Genomic DNA, 18692 nt, shown 5'->3' with positions numbered 1-18692 from the left:
ATTTTGCTATCCCTTTTGGCGAGGCAACACCGTGAGCACGCGCACCACAAATTGGTGCAGTTCGTTCATGTAGTTTTCCAAAAACGCTTTGGTTCGCTCGGTGGTGACATTGTCATCGTCGTCGATCATGCCATCGTGATATTGCAGATAGGCTTCAACGGTATTCATCAACGGAGAATTGCAAAAACAGAGCACGCTGCGCAGCTGGCTTTGAGCTACGGCGGTGCCAATCGCGCCGGGCGAGGTGCCGATAACGCCGGAAGGTTTGCTGGCAAATGAGTTTTGCCCCCACGGGCGGCTTGCCCAGTCGATGGCATTTTTCAAGCATCCGGGAATCGAGCGGTTGAACTCGGGGGTCACAAACAATAAGCCGTCGCAATCGGCAATCGCCTGTTTGAAGGCTTGGGCCACGTCTGGATAATTGGCATCGTAATCTTGGCTATATAACGGCAAATCTTTGATGGGAATTTCCACCAAGTCGAGCTCGGGGGGCGCCAACTTGGCGAGTGCATGCGCCAGTTTGCGATTGATGGAGGTCGACGACAAACTCCCGACGAAATAGCCGATTTTGTATTGGGTCATAGGAACTCCTGATAGCCACAGTCACTGCACACCGGTGCGAAGTGACTGATGTGATGTGACTGCGGCGATGAGACGATGGAACAACAAGTCTGCACTCCGCATCATGGCGCCGGGTTGCCTGTAAGGTTAACCGTGACAAATACGGAGTATCGGGAGTAAGTCTAGTGTAGGACGAGCACTCTCTCCATTTACGCAGGGCGCAAATGGGTAAGTCGCGATACGCGCTTCAATCAGTGAGAACGTTTCGCCATCGGATGCGTGTCGTTCATTTGCAGCAGGTCCCATAGATTCCCGTACAAATCTTCAAACACCGCCACGGTGCCGTAGTCGGCTTCCATCGGAGGGCGAACGAACTGAATGCCATCTTCGACCATGCGATGGTAATCGCGCCAGAAGTCATCGGTATTGAGGAACAGAAAAACGCGCCCGCCAGTTTGGTTGCCGATCGAAGGCAGCTGCTCTGGTTTCGACGCTTTGGCCAGCAGCAACGTGGCACCTTGTGAACCCGGAGGCGACACCACGACCCAACGTTTGTCTTGTTCCGGTTGATAGGTATCCTCCACCAATTCGAACTTGAGCTTATTGAGGTAGAAATCCAGTGCTTCGTCGTAATCACGAACCACTAAGCTGATGTGAATAATCGATTGTTTCATGCGATTCCCTTATGGGGTTAAGCGGTGGGATTTTCGGTGCCACACCTTAACTGAAATCGCCCCAAAACACACTGGAAAGTCACGCGTTTGCTGTATTCCTCACCGCGCATCGATAGGGGATGTTCGCTTGATGCAGCAAGCGATGAGCGCACGTGAAACAAATTAATGAGATTCTTGCGGCCACACGACATCCAACGCGGTGTGGGCAATGCGCCATTCTCCGTGGATGCGCACATAGTGATCGACGTAATGGCCCAACAGCAAGAATGGATGTTGCGAGGCGGCTCTGTCGGTCACGAAGTCCAATAAGTAGCAACTGCCGTGTGCGTGGTTCTCATCTTTAGGAAGTCCCTTCTGAAACGATGGCATGCGAGTGTACCCCCCCGTCGGCACAACTGCTAAATCCCTGATGCAGAACAAGATCGTTGCGTGGGCAGCGTGCTATATCAAAGGGTGTGCGGATAAGCGATGGCCACGTTGGGTGGCGCATCGCCGCACTTGGACATCGAATCAGGAGAATCAAGGATGAGTGAATATTGTGGTCAATGCCGTCAGTTTACCCGCACGGCCAATAATCCGCAGGATATGTGTGGTGCTTGGGAACAACCCACGCAAGCTAAGCGTGTTGCGTGTGGCTTCTTTATGCCTCGTAAACCGAAACGAGAGGCGCAGGCGTCCGAGCCATCCTCAGAATCAGGTCGATGAACCACGCGTTCACGCCAGTTGGACGCGCTATTTAGGCCCATGCCGCCCCCATAAGGCGAAGGTTACGACCGCTAAAATCTTCTCTAGCTCACGTTTGCTGCGCGTTTTTTTGCGTCGGGGCGACGTGACGCTCACTCAGGTCTATTCTTGAAAGGTTGGCAGGCCATCTGCTGGTCAGGTGTGTCGCTGCCTCGATTGTCGGTCATGCCCATGTTTTCATGGGGTGTTGGAACCGCTCTCTCAGTTTGAATCAATGTTATTTCGTTCACGGGATTGAACTCAAGCGTTGATTCAATCGGGTCGCCTAGACAATCCATAACAGCCATCTCCTGCATTTGAGGATGAGCAAAAAAATCAGCCTGCACAAAAGGAACGCACTATGTTCATCAATAACCTGACCCTGAAAACCCGGCTCATCGTCGCGGTGGCCATTCCGTGCCTCGCGTTGGTGTTCACCGGATTGACCAGCCTCAATACGATGTCGAGCATGCAGTTTCAATCGCAGAAATTGTACCTCAATACCGCAGCCCCGCTGCGCGCGATGGCCGAAGCGGCTTCACGCATTCCACGTATGCGGGTAGGCATCGACATGATGCTGCTGCAAGAGACGCCGCTGCGTGATGAAAAAGGGGTGAAAACCCGCGTGCAGGAAGCGCGCAACGAAGATATTCCCGAAATGCGTCAAACCATGAAAATGGCGGTGGAAGCACAGCTCAATCCCGAAATGAAACAGCAGGCGCAGCGGTTGCTCGATCAATTCGAAACCATGGTGAAAACCGATCTCAATCCCATGTTGGACGCGTTTGATCGCGGCGATATGGCCAGCGCACAACGCATTTATCGCGATCAATACGCCAAGACTTACGGTGTGATGCGTAAAGGGGCTAATGATATTTTGGATGCGCTGTTGGCTCAGGCGGAACGCCGCAACGACAACAGTGTGATCAGCTTTAAAGCTGGGCAGAACAGCAGCATCATGATCATCATCGGGTCGATTGTGATTTCGATTTTGACCTCTTGGTTCATCGTGGCCAACCTGCGTAACCGCGTCACGTTTCTGCGCGAAACCATCGGCGAGGCGGCGAAAAATTTGTCGCTCAATACGCGCATCAACATGGACGGTAAGGATGAGCTGACTGACATTGGTGTGAGCTTTAACCAGTTTATTGAGAAAGTACACGCCTCGATTGACCAAGTGGCGAAGAGCGCACGTGACTTGGCCACCATGTCGGATAACGTGGCGGATCAGGCGCATCATACGCAAAATAACTGCGTTGCGCAGCGAGATCGCACCGTGCAAGTCGCTACCGCCATTCATGAGTTGGGCGCGACGGTAAACGAAATTGCCTCAAACGCTGCGCAAGCGGCGGAAGTGGCGCGTGAAGCGACCCATCGCTCGGCAGATGGTCGTGACGTGGTGAACCAAGCGCAGCTGCGTATTACTGAGCTGTCGAATGAGCTGCAACAAGCCACCGGCGTGGTCGAAGCGCTGGCGAGTCAAATCAATGCGATCAGTTCAACGCTCGATACCATTCGCAGTATTTCTGACCAAACCAATTTGCTGGCGCTGAATGCGGCGATTGAAGCGGCGCGTGCCGGTGAGCAAGGGCGCGGTTTTGCGGTGGTTGCTGACGAAGTGCGCACGCTGGCGAGCCGTTCGGCGGCATCGACGGAAGAGATTCAAGAAGTGATCGACAAATTGCAGGCGGAATCGAAACGGGCTGTGACCGTGATGGAAAAAGGCCGAGAAAAAAGCGTGCAGGTGGTCGAGTACGCCAACAAAGCCAATGATTCACTCGAGCAAATCAACGGACATATTGATCAAATCAGTGATCAGAATATTCAGGTGGCAACCGCCACAGAAGAGCAGGCCAGTGTGGTGGAAGACATTAACCGCAACGTGGAAGACATCAACCAACTGACGATGCAAACCACGGACATTGCGGGTCAGCTCAATCAATCCAGCGCGAGCCTGCAGAAACTGTCGTCGCAGTTGGACAAACTGGTCGGGCAATTTCGCTTAGTCTAATGGCGTATGAACCCAGCAAAAAGGCGCATGATGCGCCTTTTTTTAAATCTCAAAATCAGGGAAACGTTTTGCCGAAGCGAAGGAGTCGGGCTGGCAGTAATCTTCAATAAAATCATCCAAGGTGATGGGCGTGCTAAACAGATACCCCTGGAAAAAATCAACGCCGTGTACGGTCAGGTATTGCAACTGCTCTGGGCGTTCAACCCCTTCGGCGACCGTCGGAATGTTTAAGCGACGCGCTAGATCGAGCACGTTGTTTACGATGTGATTCGACAGTTCATTCTCGCCAATTAAATCGACAAAGCTCTTATCAATCTTCAGGTAGTCGGCTTTAAACATTTGAAAGTAGATCAGGCTCGAATGGCCGGTGCCAAAATCATCAATGGAAATCAGCACGTTCTCGGCTTTCAAGGCTTGATAGGTGTCCATCAACTCCACCGCTTCAATCGCCTGTTCGCGTTCAGTCAGCTCCAAAATGAGCTGCATGTGGTGCGTGTCCACCACCTGACGAAAACGGTGACAGCATTGGACAATTTTACTGTCGGTGAGCTGCTCGGCACTGATGTTAAACGAGAGGTGAAAGCCATCCGGCAGCGCTTTGGTGTACGGTGCCAGTTGCAAGGCGGTTTGTTCCATCAATGACTCGGTCAGTCTGTGGGATAAACCGCCGCGTTCAAGAATGGAAATAAATTCATACGGGCCAATGACACCGCGGGTGGGGTGATGCCAGCGCACCAATATTTCACCGCCAACTAAGCTGCCGCCACAATCAAAAATCGGCTGAATATACGGTTTAAATTGCTGGTGGGCCAAGCCGCGCGCGAGCTCACTCGCCAAGCGGTCTGGTTGACAGAGAAAGCGATAAAACTGATAGCAAGCAAACAGATAGAGCGTGAACGGAATCACCAAGTAATACACCACGCGCTGCAACAGTTCCCAAAAATACATGGTTTGATCATACTGAATGCGCATGGCGTAATTGTATTTGGGCGAGGGGAAGAGTTCGCCTTTGATCAGGCGCGATTGCGAGTAGCCGGTGGTGAGTTCTTTGTCGGCCAGCAGCAGGGTCGGTTTAATAAATTCGGGGTTGATTTTGAGCTGATACAGAAAGTAGTTCATCGACAGCTCATACACCAAGGATTGGCTGCGATAGTACACTGACACGGGTTCAATCACGCCGGTATCAAGGCTGACGGAGGGGCCGTTCACGGTTACCGGCAGTCGATCCATAAAACCGCGTAGTGAATTGCAGTAACCAAGATGGAGCGGTTTGGTCGCTGTGAGGCCGCCGGGGATCTTTAAGATTTCTTCCATCAACAACGGCTTGAGCGATTGGCACGAATCGTTGAGGTTGGGCACCAAATGTTGCGTTGCACTATCGAGTTGGCTAAACAGATGATCCAGTTGCTCCAACACATTGGTCGCTTCGTCTCGTGCCTGCACTGCAATTTGGCGCGCCACCAACTGATAAGCCAGCAGCACCGAACTGAGCGCCAAAACGATAAACAGCAGGCCCGTGTACCAACGCGCTTTGTGTAATCGGGACTGGCGATAATTGGTTGAAGACGTGTTGAACAAAATTTTTCATTCCTTAACAGCGTGGACGCGAAAAACAACCCAAGTACTCATACTGTAACTGATTCCGTGCGTTCTCCGTGCTACAGAGCGCGCTCATCACAAAAAGTGTGATCGAAGTAAAGTCTGTCGAGGTCATCTTCATGACGAATCTTCTCTCGGTTCAATCGATAACGTCATCAAAACGAATTAAAAACTGCGTAGCATCATCGCGCGTTATGGCTGCGTTGTAAATCGTAATCAATCGCGATGGCGATGACGCGGATGGGTGAGCGCGAAGCGATGGATTTTAAGCCATTTATCTCGTATGTTGAGTGAGTGGAAATTGACCAGAACATAAGGAAATCAAATGGAAATGTTAGTGGGTACGGGGTCAACATGGTCGCTGCGCGCGTGGATGTGCAGCCGTTTGGCAAAGGTTGAGCTGGATGTGAGCGTGATCGATTTGTCGGGCTCGGATTACAAAAAGCAGCTTTCGGTGCAGTCACCGTCTGGATTAGTACCGGCGTTGACTGTGGATGGTGCTGTGATTCACGACTCCTTGGCGATTGCCGAATACTTCAATGAGCTGGCTGATGGCGCGCTCTATCCGCGTGATGCACTGCAACGGGCGGTCGCACGCAGTTTGTGCGCTGAAATGCACTCGGGGTTTATGGCGTTGCGTCGCTTGTGCCCGTTTAGCCTCGAACCGGTTGAGCCCCTCACCGAGCCGACGCCGGAGCTGGAAGCTGACATTGCCCGTGCGACTGCGGTGTTTGCTCAGGCGCAACTGCCGTTTATGTTTGAAGAGGCGGGCGTGGTGGATACGTTTTATGCGGTGTTGGCGTTTCGCCTGCAAAGCTACGGCGTGGCGCTAGAAGGGAAGGCGGGTGAGTACCAACAAAGTTTGCTCGAATGGCCGCTAACCAAAGATGCGGTGGTTGAAGCATTGCGTTGGGAAGATGCCAAATAGGTGGCCGCAAAAATAATTCACGTTGTGCTAGGAGAAACTGATGTCTGATATGGATAACAACAAACAAGAAGTGACGGTAGTCGACATTAAAATGCCGTTTATGTCGATGGTGATTTTTATGGTCAAATTTGCCATTGCGTCGATCCCTGCGATGATCATTCTCGGCGTTCTTTTTACGATCTTGGGGGCGATTTTTGGTGGCATGTTCCATGGTATGGGACGCTATTAACGGAGATGAAAACGAAAAAAGCGGTGTTTAACACCGCTTTTTTATGACGTCTCGTTCTGCGTTTAGTGCGTTTCTGGCATTGGCGTCATTAGGATCTTTTGTTTCATGGATGATTCGCCAAAGATCTGGCGCGCGCGCTGTGTCAGGTCGTCTGCGCTGATGCTGCGCAGGGTCGCTTCCATATTCAATGCCGCTTCCAGACCAAAGTGATGAATCACGTAGCGATTGATGTACCAAGCCATGCTTGACGCGTTCTTCTTCATGTTGTTGAGGTCGGTCAACAACTGTTTCGCCACCACCTGCGTTTCTTCAGCGCTGATTGAGGTCGCCATGCTGCTGACCACCTCATCAAACGCCGCTTCCACTTTTTGAGCATCTTCCGGTTCAACCACCGCGCCCAACATCCAATCCACGCTGCGTTCACTGTCCATGTTCAATGCCAACGCAAACGGTGAGTAATCTAGGCTCTGATGTTCACGCACCACGGCCGTCAAACGGTGGTTGGCAATGCGCGTTAACAAATCATCCATAAACACGGTTTTGGCATCCGGTGTGCTGATGGGCGCCACGATGCGGATGTAGTACTGCGTGTTTGGCTTGGTGTTGACCGGCAGTTCAATGCGAGGTTGGATCGGCTGGCGATAGGCAACCTGAAAATCAGGGGTGTTGCCCTTGTCGAAGGCCAAATTGGCCACGTATTGGCGCAGCAAGGCTTGTAGCCCCAGCGGCGATGTGTTGGCCACAATCACGAGCGTGTTATTGCGCTGCTTTTGAAACAGTTCGTGATGCACCTGATAAATCTGATCGCGCGTGACTTGTTGGTAGTCAGCTTTATCAAACAACCAATGGACCGAATCTTCGATGTAAGTGGCGTGGTTGATCGCCTGACCCAATTGACCGTCCGATGACGCTTGGCCTTCATCAATCGCTTGCACAGTCTCAGATTGAATTGAAGCCAGTTGGTTGTCATCGACACGAATGTCACGCGTCATTTGATTCAGCAGTGCAAAGAGCGCTTCCATGTTCTTCTGATTGGCCCGCATCATCACGCCGTGCGAGGTGAGATCAATGTAGGGCGCGAAGTAGATGTTTTTCTCTTTGAGGTAGTTGTTGAGTTGCACATTAGACAATTGGCCCAAACCGCTGCGGCTGGCGACATTCACAGCCAATTGGCCCGCCGGATAAAGCGCACGCGGCAGAGCCACGGCGCCGCCGATGCTGCTGTAATGAAGGTAAACGTCGTCACCGGCATGCTCACTGCGCAAGTAGTAAACCTCAACGCCGTTGGAGAGTGTCCACTGGGTTAACTCCGGTTGGTCATCGAAGCTTTGGCTCCGGAGGATGTCTCCTGGCGCAGCAGGTGGCAGAAATGGCGTTTCCACTTGGCTGATGCGCTGGCTGATACCCGGCTGATTGAGTGTGTGACGTAAATGGTCGGTTGAACGCTGCAACGCGTTGAGATCTTCGCTCTCGGCGGCGACAAGCTCAATCATCGGATCCACTTGCAAAAATGCGTTGAGATGCTGATTGACGCGTGTGAGCGTGGCGGCGGAAAGTAGGGCTTTCAGTGCCTTTTTGTACTCCAAATCCGATGGCAGAACTTCGTCGTAGCTGATGGCATACACACGGTCATCGGCCAAGGTGTTTGACGTTAGTTGCGAACGATACCAATCGAAGTTTTCCAGATCGTCACGGTAGCTTTGCAATACCATTTCCAGCTCTTGCGGGGTGGCGCCGTGATCACGCAGCGAGGCCAGCGTGTTGAGAAACAGCGATTGCGATGCCGCGCGCTGCTCGACCGGAAACGCAATCGTCAACTCGGTGTAGCGCAGGTCGTCGGTATTGTAGCTGAACGCCGCCAAGTCTTGCGTCGGCAGTGCAGCGTTGTAAAACGCGTTCTGCAAGCGGTGTTCCATCAAGCGGGTGGCGATCTCATTCAAACGGTAGTTGAGCAATGCTTCATGATCCGCAATGCGGATTTCACCCTGCGGGTAAAACAGGGAGAGACGCGGCGAATCACCCGGTGATGCGGTGTAAATCAAATCGCTGGTATTTTGTTGTGATAACGCAGGACGCGCTGGGCGCGGCGTGGTGCCTTTCTGCCAGTCAGAGAAATACTGACGCACCCATTGCTCGCCTTGTTCCAAAGTGATGTTACCGGTGATGATCACTTCGGTAAGTTGCGGCTGATACCACGTTTGGTAGAACTCACGAAGTCCGTCTGCGGTCGCCATCTGCACATTGCTGCGATTGCCGAGTGGATCGTAGGTGAGGTAATCGGTGCCTTCGGTGAAATGCTCATACAGCATGTCCGGCTCTGAACGACGAAAACGAAACTCGCCCAGAATTACCCCTTTCTCTTTTTCCACTTCTTGTGGATCAAACGTCAAGCCATCGGCGATGTCGCGCATCCACAGCAGCGCATCATCCATGTGCTGATTATCTGGCAAATCCAATTGATACACCGTTTGCGAGTAATTGGTGTAAGCGTTGAGGTCAGCCCCAAACTGGCCACCACTTTTCGCCACCATATCAATCACGGCGTTGTGTTCGTAATGCACGCTGCCGTTGAAGGCCATGTGTTCCACATAATGTGCGTAACCGGCTTGGCGCAGCGTTTCCTGAAACGATCCCGCGTGCACGTACAAGCGGATCGACACCGCTTCGTTTTGGTCGGGACGCAGGTGATAGGTGAGCCCATTGTCGAGGGTTTGGGAGACCCAAGCCTGACTCGGTTTGAAGGGGGTAGATGTGGGCTGAGCAGCACAACCTACTAATAATAGAGCAAAAATTCCTGCCAAATAACGGTATATCATAACAACCTCTGTTCTTGTTTTGGCGTCACTATATACGTATCCAGCGAATTTATTAAACATCAAAAATCAATTTGATTGAAAAATGCGTGCGACCCAAGAATATGCATGGCGTTTGTTATCAATTTGTGTTTTTAAATGATGAATTGTGAACATTCAACCGCGCGCGTCAACCGACTCTAGGCATGCGCGGGCGGAGTTTGCTATCATCGCGCCAGTTTAATCGCCATTGATTGTTGGATTTATGCTGTATTCATTACTTTCCGTGTTTGCGCCGATGTTGCTGGGCGCACAAATCATCCTGACCCTCGTTTTGGTGAAAGGGGAGATCTGTCCGGGCCAACGTGGCCGGATTCACAAAGTGCTGCCTGCGATCGCAGTGCTGTGGCTGGCCGTCGCTTCGGTGAAAATCGAAGCCTTTATGATTGTGGCTGCCGTGTTCTATTTCTATTCGCAGGTGCAAACCAAGAAGACGCGTGATGAAGGGCCGCTGTGGGTGCTGTATCTGGCCAACGGTTTGTCGATCGCGTATGTCGCTATTTTGATGGGAGAAGCGCCAAGCTGGCCAGCAGCGCTCTCGATTTTCGCGATGGTGGCGATGTTGGGCGCAATGTTTGCGCATCTGCTGCTGACGATTGCGCGCACGCGCTTGCAAGCGTTTCACCGTATTTTGCCGGTGGTGGGCATTTTGTCGGCCATGTTAACCACGCTGTGCGTGGTGCCGTATGCGTATCGCGTGGACGCTGAGGTGCTGGCGACGCTGACACAACCACTGTTGATCAGCTTTGCGCTGATGGTGACCGCGATTATTGTGTGGAGCTGGCACATCATGATGTCGAAACCGGTGAGTAAAGTGCAATTGACCGTTGCGCAGCTCTTGATGCTGGTGGCGGCCACGGGGTTTCACGGCTTGTATCTGATGTGATCCATTTGGTGATTTCCTACCTGATAAAACGGCGCTTGCGCCGTTTTTCTTTGCCTAGAGCAAAATCACGGTTCTACGGCAAATTTCGAACTAAGCTTAGAGAAAGCGTTTCGAAACAGGAGCACCAAGATGGATCTGAGTAACGTCGGTAAATTAGACAGTGTCATTTTGCTGGGGATTGTGAACGAGAAATTGCGTTTGGAATGCGACAGCTTTGATGAGCTGGTGACCACTTACGAAATGGACATGAACAATGTGGTCGATAAGCTAAGCGGGCTGGGCTTCCGCTATGACCCGCTGACCAACCAGTTCAAAGCGGTTGAACGCTAAACGAAAGCGTTCAATCCCGTCATTTGATTAACCCATTTTGTTCATTCAACGCTTAAGCCATCTTGATGCCATCGAGGTGGCTTTTGCATTGTTGGCGCGCTGTGGCGAAGAAGGCTTGCAAGTAGCGTTTGTCTTTTTCGCTGTTGCGGGTTGCCGCAAACAGGCGGCGCCATAATCCTTTCCCCAACGGTTTGCTGGTGATGAGTCCCTGACGGGAGAATTCACTGATGGCCCAGTTTGGCAGAGCGGCCACACCGAGCCCCGCCGACACCATTTGCACCAACATCAAGGTATTGTCTGCTTGTTTCCATTTCGCGGGTTCAACGCCTGCGGGTTGCAGGAAGTGTTTGACCACATCGAGGCGCTGTTTCTGCACCGGATAACTCAACATGGTTTGATCCGCCAAATCCTGCGGCGCAATCACGGCTTTTTCGGCCAAGGGGTGATTGGTCGCGGTGATCAGGCGCATCTCAAAATCGAATAGCGGTTCATAGTGCACTTCAGAGCGCGGCAAAATGTCGGAGGTGATCACCAAATCCAGCTCACCTGCCAGCAAGGCCGGTAGGGGCTCAAAGCCGAACCCTGAAGAAAAATCCAGCGCCACACTTGGCCAGGAAATTTGGTATTCCCGCAGAGCGGGCATCAGCCACTGAAAACAGGAGTGGCACTCAATGGCCATGTGCAAGCGGCCATTCACATCTTCTTTGAGGCTGGCCAGTTCGTTCTCTGCTTTGGCAAGCTTTGGCAAAATGTCATCCGCCAGTTTCAGCAAGATCTCACCTTCCGAGGTAAAACGCACCGGACGGGTTTTACGCAAAAACAGTTGCCCGCCAATTCGCGCTTCTAAATCTTTGATCTGATGGGAGAGTGCTGACTGAGTCAAGTGCAATGCGGTGGCGGTGGCGGTCAGCGAACCGGTGTCGCGCAGTGAAACTAACGTGCGTAAGTGTTTGAGCTCGATCATGAGTTCTCCTCATCTTTCCCTAGATCAACATGAATTTTTATTTAAACTACGCCGATTTTTTGGAGCTGTAAACATCTAGACGTCTATTTGTTGAGAATGCAATGGCATCGATTCGGTGTTCTGTTGATCGTTTCGCGTCGAGTCGGCGAGCGGTGTTGGATTTGCGAGGGCGAAGAGACGAAGCCGTTTTTCGCGGCGTACATTCGCTGTAGGGCAATTCCGGTCGTGATGTCAGTCCGTTACTGAGAGATTATTTGTTTATAAATAACAATTGGTTATTTTGATAGTATTGTTTTTATTGTTGTGAGGGAAGTTAGGGGACTGACCCAGACTGAGATATGATCCGCGGCTCTATTTTAATCATCTTTCTTAGTAGGTTTAGATTTACATGACTCAAGCTTTAATGAAATTCGCCGTCGATGATGGTTCCACAAACGTCAAAGTGAGCTGGTTGGATGGCGGTAAGATTAGGAGCCTAGTCTCGCCCAATTCCTTTCGCAAAGATTGGAAAAGTGCGGCCTTAAGAAAGGACAAACAAGTCTACAACTACACCATCGATGGCTTTAAGTACACCTACGATGCCACGTCGGATAAAGCGTTGGAAACCACGCACGTCGACTATCAATACGACGATTTGAACCTGCTGGCCGTCCATCACGCGTTGCTGCAAACCGGCATTGAACCTTGCCCGGTGGCGTTGGTGGTGACCTTGCCGATCACCGAATATTACCGATTTGAAGATTGCCAGAAGAACGAAAAGAACATCGCACGTAAGCGCCACAATTTGATGCGCCAAATCACCCTCAACAAAGGCCAGACCTTTGACATTGTGGACGTGGAGGTGATGCCGGAAAGCTTGCCTGCGGTGCTGTCGACGCTGGTGAACTCCAACTGCAATGAATTCACGCGCTCGCTGGTGATTGACCTTGGCGGTACCACCTTAGACATGGGCATCGTGGTGGGGGAATTTGACGAAGTCTCGGCGGTTTACGGCAACAATGAAATCGGTGTGTCGATGGTGACCAACACTGTGCGCAAAGCATTGGCGTTCGCCGATAGCGATTCGAGCTACTTGGTGGCGAATGAATTGATCCGCCGTCGCAATGACGATGAATTTGTGTCGGAAGTGATCAATGACGAAGCGCAAATCGACATGGTGCGCGAAAAAATGGAAGCCAAGATCCATGAGCTGGGCAAGCAAGTTGTGACTGAAGCGAAGAAATTCGCCAAAAACCCGAATCGCATCTACTTGGTGGGGGGCGGTGCGTCACTGATTTATCCGGCGGTGTGTGCGGCGTATCCGTCACTGGGTGAGCGAGTGATTCTGATTGAAAACGCTCAGTCAGCACTGGCACAGGAGATCTGCTTGTATCATGCGGACCAACCGGAAACCGAGATGAGCGATCTGCCGCTGGCCGAGGAGATGAGCGATGAGTAACCGCTTTAAGCGCGTCTCTTTTGCTCTCTATCTGGATCCCAAACAATCCAGCGCGGATAACTTCGCCTTCAACACCATGTTGGGTTGGTCGAAGAAGCGTCAGGAACTGGCTGCCGATGCCACGGCAGCCATGGAGTTGCATCAACTGGTGCACATTCACAAGCACATCTATTTGAGCGGGTTGTACCTGCACAGCCTGAAACCGGAATTGGCGATGAGCTTGGCATCGGCGTTGTCGACAGAGTCGATCAACACGCAGTCCCTGCTCGATATGCTCAAGTTGCATCAAATCGAACCGCAGTCGGCTGCGGGGCTGGATGAGGTGATGTGTCAAACGTTGGCGGATAAAGTGGCCGCATCGGTGCAGGCGCAGCTCAGCGCGGCAGCGCCATCGGATGCGTCTGCGATGTCCGACAGCGTGGCTAGCGTGCTGGCTCAGGTACAGCGATTGGAAGAGACGCTGACCTCGCATACCACCCCGGCAAGCTCGGCAGAAGGTGAGCAGGTGCAGGAACTCAAACGCCTGATCGTCAAACAAAGTCAGCTCATTAACCAGTTGATCGGCAGCTTAAAACAAGGCGCCGTGGTGGGGCAGGAAAGCTCCAATGATGCCAGTGCTGAACCGGTAGAAGCTCGATTAGAGCGGGTGCAAAAGATTCGCCAAAAAGGCGTGTTCTAAAGAAAAAACCAGCGATATCGCTGGTTTTTTTATCGGTTATTTTTGTCGGCTTTTATCGCTGTCGCGGGGATTTCCTTCGCAATGTTCTTCGCCGCAGCTTTCTACGCAGCTTTCTATGTCATGTCCCTCGCATTTTGCTGGGTCGATGCCATTCGACCCTTTCACGTCAACGCTCAGTAGCGCAGGTTGTCTGGGATCACGAAGGCCGGCAGTTTGGCCGGTTTGCCTTGTTGACCGGTTTTCCACGATTTGAGCTGTTGCACGTATTTTAGAATCTGCGCCACTGCGAGAAACAACTGGTTGGGAATCATCTGGTTCAATTGTGTGGTGTGATAAATCGAACGGGTGATTTCTGGCACCACCAGCACCTCCACCTGATGTTGTTCGGCGAGCGTACGAATGTAAAAGGCGACCTCGTTTTTACCTTTGGCGACCACAAACGGCGCTTCCGCTTTGGTTAAATCGTACTTGAGTGCCACGGCAAAATGCGTCGGGTTCATCAAAACCACGTCGGCAGTGGGCACCGTTTGGCTGGCTGAGCGGCGCGCATTTTGCATCTGAATCTGACGAATGCGGCTTTTGATTTCTGGGCGGCCTTCTTGCTCTTTGTGCTCTTGTTTGACTTCCTGTTTGGTCATCTTCATCTGTGTGCCAAACGTCATTTTTTGGTACGGAATGTCGATGACGCCAAACAGAATCGCAATCAAAATCAGCATGCCCAGCAATTCCAACACATACTGCAATGAGAAGTGAATGGTGGTTTGAAACGACGCGCGCACCAAGCTACCGATCATGTGAAAGTTGGTGCTGATCATGTAATACAGCAACGCGAAAATCAGGCTGATCTTGGCCACGTTTTTAAGAAACTCAACCAGCGTCTGCTTCGAGAAGATACGTTTGATCCCGCTGAGTGGGTTAATTTTGGAAAACTTCGGTGCCAGCAAGCTGAGGTTGAAATGAAAACCGCCCAACAAGCAGGTGGCAATCGCCGATGCGATGAACTGAAAGATGATCAGTGGCGCAAACACTTTGATCATCAAATACAAGCTTTGCGTGATCAAATGCAGAATGTGGTCGTGATCGCTTTGCGATTCGGCCGTAAAGCGAAACGACACTTCAAACAGCTGCATGAGGTGACCAGACAAACTATCGGCATTGGCATAAAAGTAGCCGATACACACCATCAACATGATCGCACTGGAGAACTCTTTGGAGCGCGCAATTTGCCCCTGTTTGCGGGCTTTATCCAGCTTCTGACTACTGGCCTGTTCGGTTTTATCGCCGCTACTCATGACATCCTCAACATGATGTTTAAGTGCTCGTGCAGTTCGGTGAGCAGATTGAAAAAGATGTCGCCGATGCCATAAATCGAAATCAGCAACGCGAACAGCCCCAAAAACATGGTCATCGGGAAGCCGAGCACAAACACGTTGAGCGACGGCGCAATGCGGCTCATAAACCCAAAGGTGACGTTACTGAGCAGCATGGTAATGATGGCCGGAATCGAAATGATCAGCGCGGATGAAAACATCCAGCTGAATAGGGAAATCAGGTGCTTGATGCTCTCAAACGGGTAGGGCTGATTCATGGGCCACAGGGTAAAACTGTCGACAAATACATCCAGCACAATCAAATGCCCATCCATCGACAAAAACAGAAGCATCGCGGTGAGCGAGAAAATTTGCCCGGTAATGGCGACACTGGAGCCGCTGTTGGGGTCGTTCATCATCGCCATCGATAAGCCCATTTGCATCGACAGCGCTTGCCCGGCGAGCGTGAAGATGGTGATGAACATCTGCACCGCAAGCCCAAAAATCAGTCCGAAGCTGAATTGGTAGAGGCCAAACAGCACCGCTTGCAGGGAGAACGGATTAAAGCTCGGCACGTTCGTCACCATGCCCGCGCACAGCAGCGAAAAGCACAGGGCCAGCAGCACTTTGGTCATCAGCGGCACTTTGCTGTCGCCAAACACCGGCGCGACCAAAAAGAAACCGCTAAAGCGAACGAAAGGCCACCACAAAATGCCCAACCATTCGGTCAGTTGCGTGAACGTGACATCCATCATTGGGACAGGCTAGGAACGCTGTGAAAAATGGTCTCAAACAACGTGGTCAGCTTCATCAACAGCCAATGGCCCGTCACGATGATCGACACCATGGTCACCAGCAAACGAGGCAGAAAACTGAGCGTTTGTTCGTTGATTTGCGTCACGGCTTGGAACACCGCGACGATGAGGCCAACCAGCAGGCTGGGCACGATCAACACCGACACCATGGCGATGATCACCCACAACGCATGAGCAACCAGCGTGACGGACATTTCGGGCGTCATCTTAGCCTCCCATCCAAAAACTTTGCGATAGGCTACTCACCAGCATGCCCCAGCCATCGACCACCACAAACACCAGCAGTTTAAACGGCAGTGACACGATCAGCGGTGACAGCATCATCATCCCCATCGACATCAGCACTGACGCCACCACCAGGTCGATCACCAGAAACGGCAGAAACACCATAAAGCCAATTTGAAAGGCGATTTTCAGCTCACTCAACACGTACGCCGGCAACAGGATCAAAAACGGAATGTCATCGTCATTTTCCGCCAGTGATTCACCCGCGATTTTGGTTACTTGTTCCAGCGTCTGAACTTGCGTTTGCGCCAGCATGTAGTGATGCAGCGGTTTGGCCCCGGTACTGATGGCCTCGCTCAAGGTGATCTTCTCTTGCATGTATGGCTGGTACGCGTCGGCGTAAATTTCGGTCCACACTGGGCGCATGATCAGCAGCGTGAAGACCAAGGCCAAGCCGACCAACACTTGGTTGGGGGGCGATTGTTGCAAGCCGAGTGCTTGGCGCAAAATCGATAACACAATGATAATGCGCGTAAAACAGGTACACATGATGATGAATGCTGGCACAAAACTCAGCATCGTCATCATGATTAAAATTTGCAGCTTGGCGGAGTATTCACTGGTTCCCGACGCATCGTGAATCGTGAACAGGCTGATGTCTTGCGCAGATGCCCAAGACGGTAGCCCGACCAAGAGGATGGCGACTAGCCATCCTGCCCAGCGTTTATTCATGGTGTTCATTGTTGACCAGCGCCAGCACCTGTACACCGTATTTGCCGTCTTGGATGATAATGTTCCCGGTGCCAAACAACACACCGTTGATTTTGATATCGACCGGTTCACCTTCTTGCTTGTCGAGCATGATGACCGAAGCCGGTTCGATACTCATGATCTCTTTGAGTGGTAAGCGGCGGCGAGACACTTCCACGGTGACTTCGACCGGAATATCACGAATCAGCCCCATGTTGGATTTATTGCCTGTAGGCAGCGCCGTGTCTTGGGGGAGTGAAGACAGTTCATCGGCCATGGCTGGGCCGTCAAAATCCAGATCATCACCGAGCAGATCTAAGTCATCCATCGGTTCATCAAAAGCGTCTAAATCATCACGCATACTTCACTCCTAATTGAGCATTTTCGCCAACAATCAGTTGGCCTTTGAACAGAGTTTGGTTTTCGACATTCACGTCCAGCAGATCGTATTTCTGCAATTCAATGAAGTCGCCGACCGCAATCGCATTGACATCATTGATGGAAAGTTCGCTTTTCATCAGGACGACGTTAATGTTAAACGGTATGTCATTCAGCTGGTGTTGAACGTCGTGAACATTGAAATCTTTTTGTTTCTTTAATCCATCCGAGAAATAATCCAGTAGCTCGTTACTAAAGCTGATGTATAGTTCTTCTTGACATTCGTTCGCGACCAAAGACAAATTAATGTCAATGGAAGTTTGCTGAGTTGTTTCGCTTTTTAATAGGTCGACTTTTATTTTTGGAAATAAGATCTCTAAAAGACTCATGACCTGCCGATGAAAGAAATTAACGTGCGAAAACGTGAGTTTTTCATAATTTAAAATATCGTCTGACACCCATGTAGGAATATTCAGATGTCGGCAAAAAATATTATCGATGCCTCGGCATGATAATGAGGCACTGAGGGTGCCAAGTTCGCCGATTGAAAAGTGACAGGTGTACAGCGATGCGGGCACTTCTTCGGCTTCTGAAGTTTCTAACTCTATGTTTTTAATGGATAATGATTTCTCAAAAAGCGTTTTAATCTGGATTTGTTGCGCTTGTATGAAATCGATTACGCGTTTCGTTAAAAGGCTCTTATGATTGCCTATCTCCACAATAGAAATTAGTTTCATATGATGTTCCAAAACACATAAATATAATAAGGCGGCGCATTATACATAAGAGAACTTTGGGTTCAAATTTTAATTAGTCAGAATATTGTAAGATAAATTTTTTACCCCGCAATACGCCTCGTCTTTCGTCCCGAACGGATTATTCTTACATTTGGTTTAATCGATATTAATTATAATGCTGACCCATTTTCAGTCCGACACTTTTTAATTATTGGTTCTGAAATTCAATTGTTACGGTTTAGAACATGATTAATTTAGATGAGGCCTTGGGTGTGCATCCGATGATGCTGCAGTTCAGAACAGAGCGAACCTCTGTGCTGGCTTCGAACATCGCCAACGCCGATACCCCCAATTACAAAGCCAAAGACGTGAGCTTTAACGTCGTGATGACCGGTTTGATGAAAGAGACCAGCGCCATCGGTATTCAAACCGAATCGTTGTATCGCATTCCGGTGCAACGTTCACGAGACGGGAACACCGTGGAACTGCAATCGGAACAAGCCCGATTTGCGCAGAACAACATGGAATACCAGCAGAGCTTGCAGTTTCTGAAGTCAAAAATTTCGGGCTTGAAACGGGCTATCGAAGGGCAATAAATCAATG

General features: G+C 50.9%; 21 protein-coding genes. 9 read left to right on the top strand and 12 right to left on the bottom strand.

Annotated elements, in window-relative coordinates; genetic code table 11:
- Positions 1-6 precede the first annotated feature (6 nt).
- The 3 genes from VFA_RS08725 to VFA_RS08715 form a co-directional block, all read right to left on the bottom strand.
- On the bottom strand, positions 7-582 hold the full coding sequence (locus tag VFA_RS08725) for an NADPH-dependent FMN reductase (protein ID WP_004726350.1): 576 nt from the start codon (positions 580-582) through the stop codon (positions 7-9).
- A gap of 230 nt (positions 583-812) precedes the next feature.
- A complete protein-coding gene (locus VFA_RS08720; protein ID WP_004726349.1) occupies positions 813-1235 on the bottom strand; it encodes a VOC family protein in 423 nt (140 codons plus the stop codon).
- Positions 1236-1397: 162 nt separating this feature from the next.
- Positions 1398-1604: a nuclear transport factor 2 family protein gene (locus VFA_RS08715; RefSeq protein ID WP_038151285.1), complete on the bottom strand. Its 207-nt coding sequence runs from the start codon at positions 1602-1604 to the stop codon at positions 1398-1400.
- 156 nt (positions 1605-1760) lie between these two features.
- Between VFA_RS08715 and VFA_RS23155 the strand changes: the two genes are divergently transcribed.
- Positions 1761-1940 carry a hypothetical protein gene (locus VFA_RS23155; RefSeq protein WP_004726347.1) on the top strand — a complete coding sequence of 60 codons (180 nt, stop codon included), beginning with the start codon at positions 1761-1763 and terminating at the stop codon, positions 1938-1940.
- A gap of 379 nt (positions 1941-2319) precedes the next feature.
- Positions 2320-3969 carry a methyl-accepting chemotaxis protein gene (locus VFA_RS08705; protein ID WP_004726346.1) on the top strand — a complete coding sequence of 550 codons (1650 nt, stop codon included), beginning with the start codon at positions 2320-2322 and terminating at the stop codon, positions 3967-3969.
- 42 nt (positions 3970-4011) lie between these two features.
- Here VFA_RS08705 and VFA_RS08700 read toward each other — a convergent pair whose 3' ends face one another.
- Positions 4012-5547, bottom strand: coding sequence for an EAL domain-containing protein (locus tag VFA_RS08700; RefSeq protein WP_004726345.1), 1536 nt, complete (start codon positions 5545-5547; stop codon positions 4012-4014).
- A 346-nt stretch (positions 5548-5893) separates the two neighbouring features.
- On the opposite strand from VFA_RS08700, the gene VFA_RS08695 reads away from it, so the two are divergent.
- Positions 5894-6496: a glutathione S-transferase gene (locus tag VFA_RS08695; RefSeq protein WP_004726344.1), complete on the top strand. Its 603-nt coding sequence runs from the start codon at positions 5894-5896 to the stop codon at positions 6494-6496.
- Positions 6497-6536: 40 nt separating this feature from the next.
- Positions 6537-6725 carry a hypothetical protein gene (locus VFA_RS08690; RefSeq protein WP_004726343.1) on the top strand — a complete coding sequence of 63 codons (189 nt, stop codon included), beginning with the start codon at positions 6537-6539 and terminating at the stop codon, positions 6723-6725.
- Positions 6726-6787: 62 nt separating this feature from the next.
- Here VFA_RS08690 and VFA_RS08685 read toward each other — a convergent pair whose 3' ends face one another.
- On the bottom strand, positions 6788-9541 hold the full coding sequence (locus VFA_RS08685) for a M16 family metallopeptidase (RefSeq protein ID WP_038151282.1): 2754 nt from the start codon (positions 9539-9541) through the stop codon (positions 6788-6790).
- 241 nt (positions 9542-9782) lie between these two features.
- Between VFA_RS08685 and VFA_RS08680 the strand changes: the two genes are divergently transcribed.
- Both VFA_RS08680 and VFA_RS08675 read left to right on the top strand, forming a co-directional pair.
- On the top strand, positions 9783-10463 hold the full coding sequence (locus VFA_RS08680) for a hypothetical protein (protein ID WP_004726341.1): 681 nt from the start codon (positions 9783-9785) through the stop codon (positions 10461-10463).
- Positions 10464-10592: 129 nt separating this feature from the next.
- Positions 10593-10793 (top strand): DUF4250 domain-containing protein, encoded by a 201-nt coding sequence (locus VFA_RS08675; RefSeq protein ID WP_004726340.1) that lies wholly within the window; start codon positions 10593-10595, stop codon positions 10791-10793.
- A 52-nt stretch (positions 10794-10845) separates the two neighbouring features.
- Here the strand turns inward: VFA_RS08675 and metR are convergent, their stop codons facing one another.
- The gene (metR, locus tag VFA_RS08670; RefSeq protein WP_004726339.1) at positions 10846-11757 is read right to left on the bottom strand and encodes an HTH-type transcriptional regulator MetR; all 912 of its coding nucleotides are present in this window, start codon (positions 11755-11757) and stop codon (positions 10846-10848) included.
- Positions 11758-12145: 388 nt separating this feature from the next.
- Here metR and parM point away from each other — a divergent pair, with 388 nt between their 5' ends.
- Both parM and VFA_RS08660 read left to right on the top strand, forming a co-directional pair.
- Positions 12146-13195, top strand: coding sequence for a plasmid segregation protein ParM domain-containing protein (parM, locus tag VFA_RS08665; protein ID WP_014205321.1), 1050 nt, complete (start codon positions 12146-12148; stop codon positions 13193-13195).
- Entirely contained in the window at positions 13188-13874 is a 687-nt protein-coding gene (locus tag VFA_RS08660) for a hypothetical protein (protein WP_004726337.1), read from the top strand. Before parM ends, VFA_RS08660 begins: the two co-directional genes overlap by 8 nt.
- Positions 13875-14047: 173 nt before the next feature.
- Here the strand turns inward: VFA_RS08660 and flhB are convergent, their stop codons facing one another.
- Genes flhB through VFA_RS08630 form a run of 6 tightly spaced genes read right to left on the bottom strand, consistent with a single transcriptional unit; the run spans position 14048 to position 18089 of the window.
- The gene (flhB, locus tag VFA_RS08655; protein ID WP_004726336.1) at positions 14048-15166 is read right to left on the bottom strand and encodes a flagellar biosynthesis protein FlhB; all 1119 of its coding nucleotides are present in this window, start codon (positions 15164-15166) and stop codon (positions 14048-14050) included.
- The gene (fliR, locus tag VFA_RS08650; protein ID WP_004726335.1) at positions 15163-15939 is read right to left on the bottom strand and encodes a flagellar biosynthetic protein FliR; all 777 of its coding nucleotides are present in this window, start codon (positions 15937-15939) and stop codon (positions 15163-15165) included. Before fliR ends, flhB begins: the two co-directional genes overlap by 4 nt.
- Positions 15936-16205, bottom strand: a complete 270-nt coding sequence (locus VFA_RS08645) for a flagellar biosynthetic protein FliQ (RefSeq protein WP_004726334.1) — start codon at positions 16203-16205, stop codon at positions 15936-15938. Before VFA_RS08645 ends, fliR begins: the two co-directional genes overlap by 4 nt.
- Before the next feature lies 1 nt (position 16206).
- Positions 16207-16956, bottom strand: coding sequence for a flagellar type III secretion system pore protein FliP (gene fliP, locus VFA_RS08640; RefSeq protein WP_004726333.1), 750 nt, complete (start codon positions 16954-16956; stop codon positions 16207-16209).
- Positions 16949-17335, bottom strand: coding sequence for a FliM/FliN family flagellar motor switch protein (locus VFA_RS08635; RefSeq protein WP_004726332.1), 387 nt, complete (start codon positions 17333-17335; stop codon positions 16949-16951). Before VFA_RS08635 ends, fliP begins: the two co-directional genes overlap by 8 nt.
- Positions 17328-18089 carry a FliM/FliN family flagellar motor C-terminal domain-containing protein gene (locus VFA_RS08630; RefSeq protein ID WP_004726331.1) on the bottom strand — a complete coding sequence of 254 codons (762 nt, stop codon included), beginning with the start codon at positions 18087-18089 and terminating at the stop codon, positions 17328-17330. Before VFA_RS08630 ends, VFA_RS08635 begins: the two co-directional genes overlap by 8 nt.
- 245 nt (positions 18090-18334) lie before the next feature.
- Between VFA_RS08630 and VFA_RS08625 the strand changes: the two genes are divergently transcribed.
- A complete protein-coding gene (locus VFA_RS08625) occupies positions 18335-18685 on the top strand; it encodes a flagellar basal body protein (protein ID WP_038151279.1) in 351 nt (116 codons plus the stop codon).
- Positions 18686-18692: the final 7 nt, after the last annotated feature.

Source organism: Vibrio furnissii CIP 102972, assembly GCF_000176175.1.
GTDB classification, from domain to species: Bacteria; Pseudomonadota; Gammaproteobacteria; order Enterobacterales; family Vibrionaceae; genus Vibrio; species Vibrio furnissii.
Note: the sequence above shows the minus strand (reverse complement) of the source record. Positions and strands in the feature narration are given on the sequence as shown.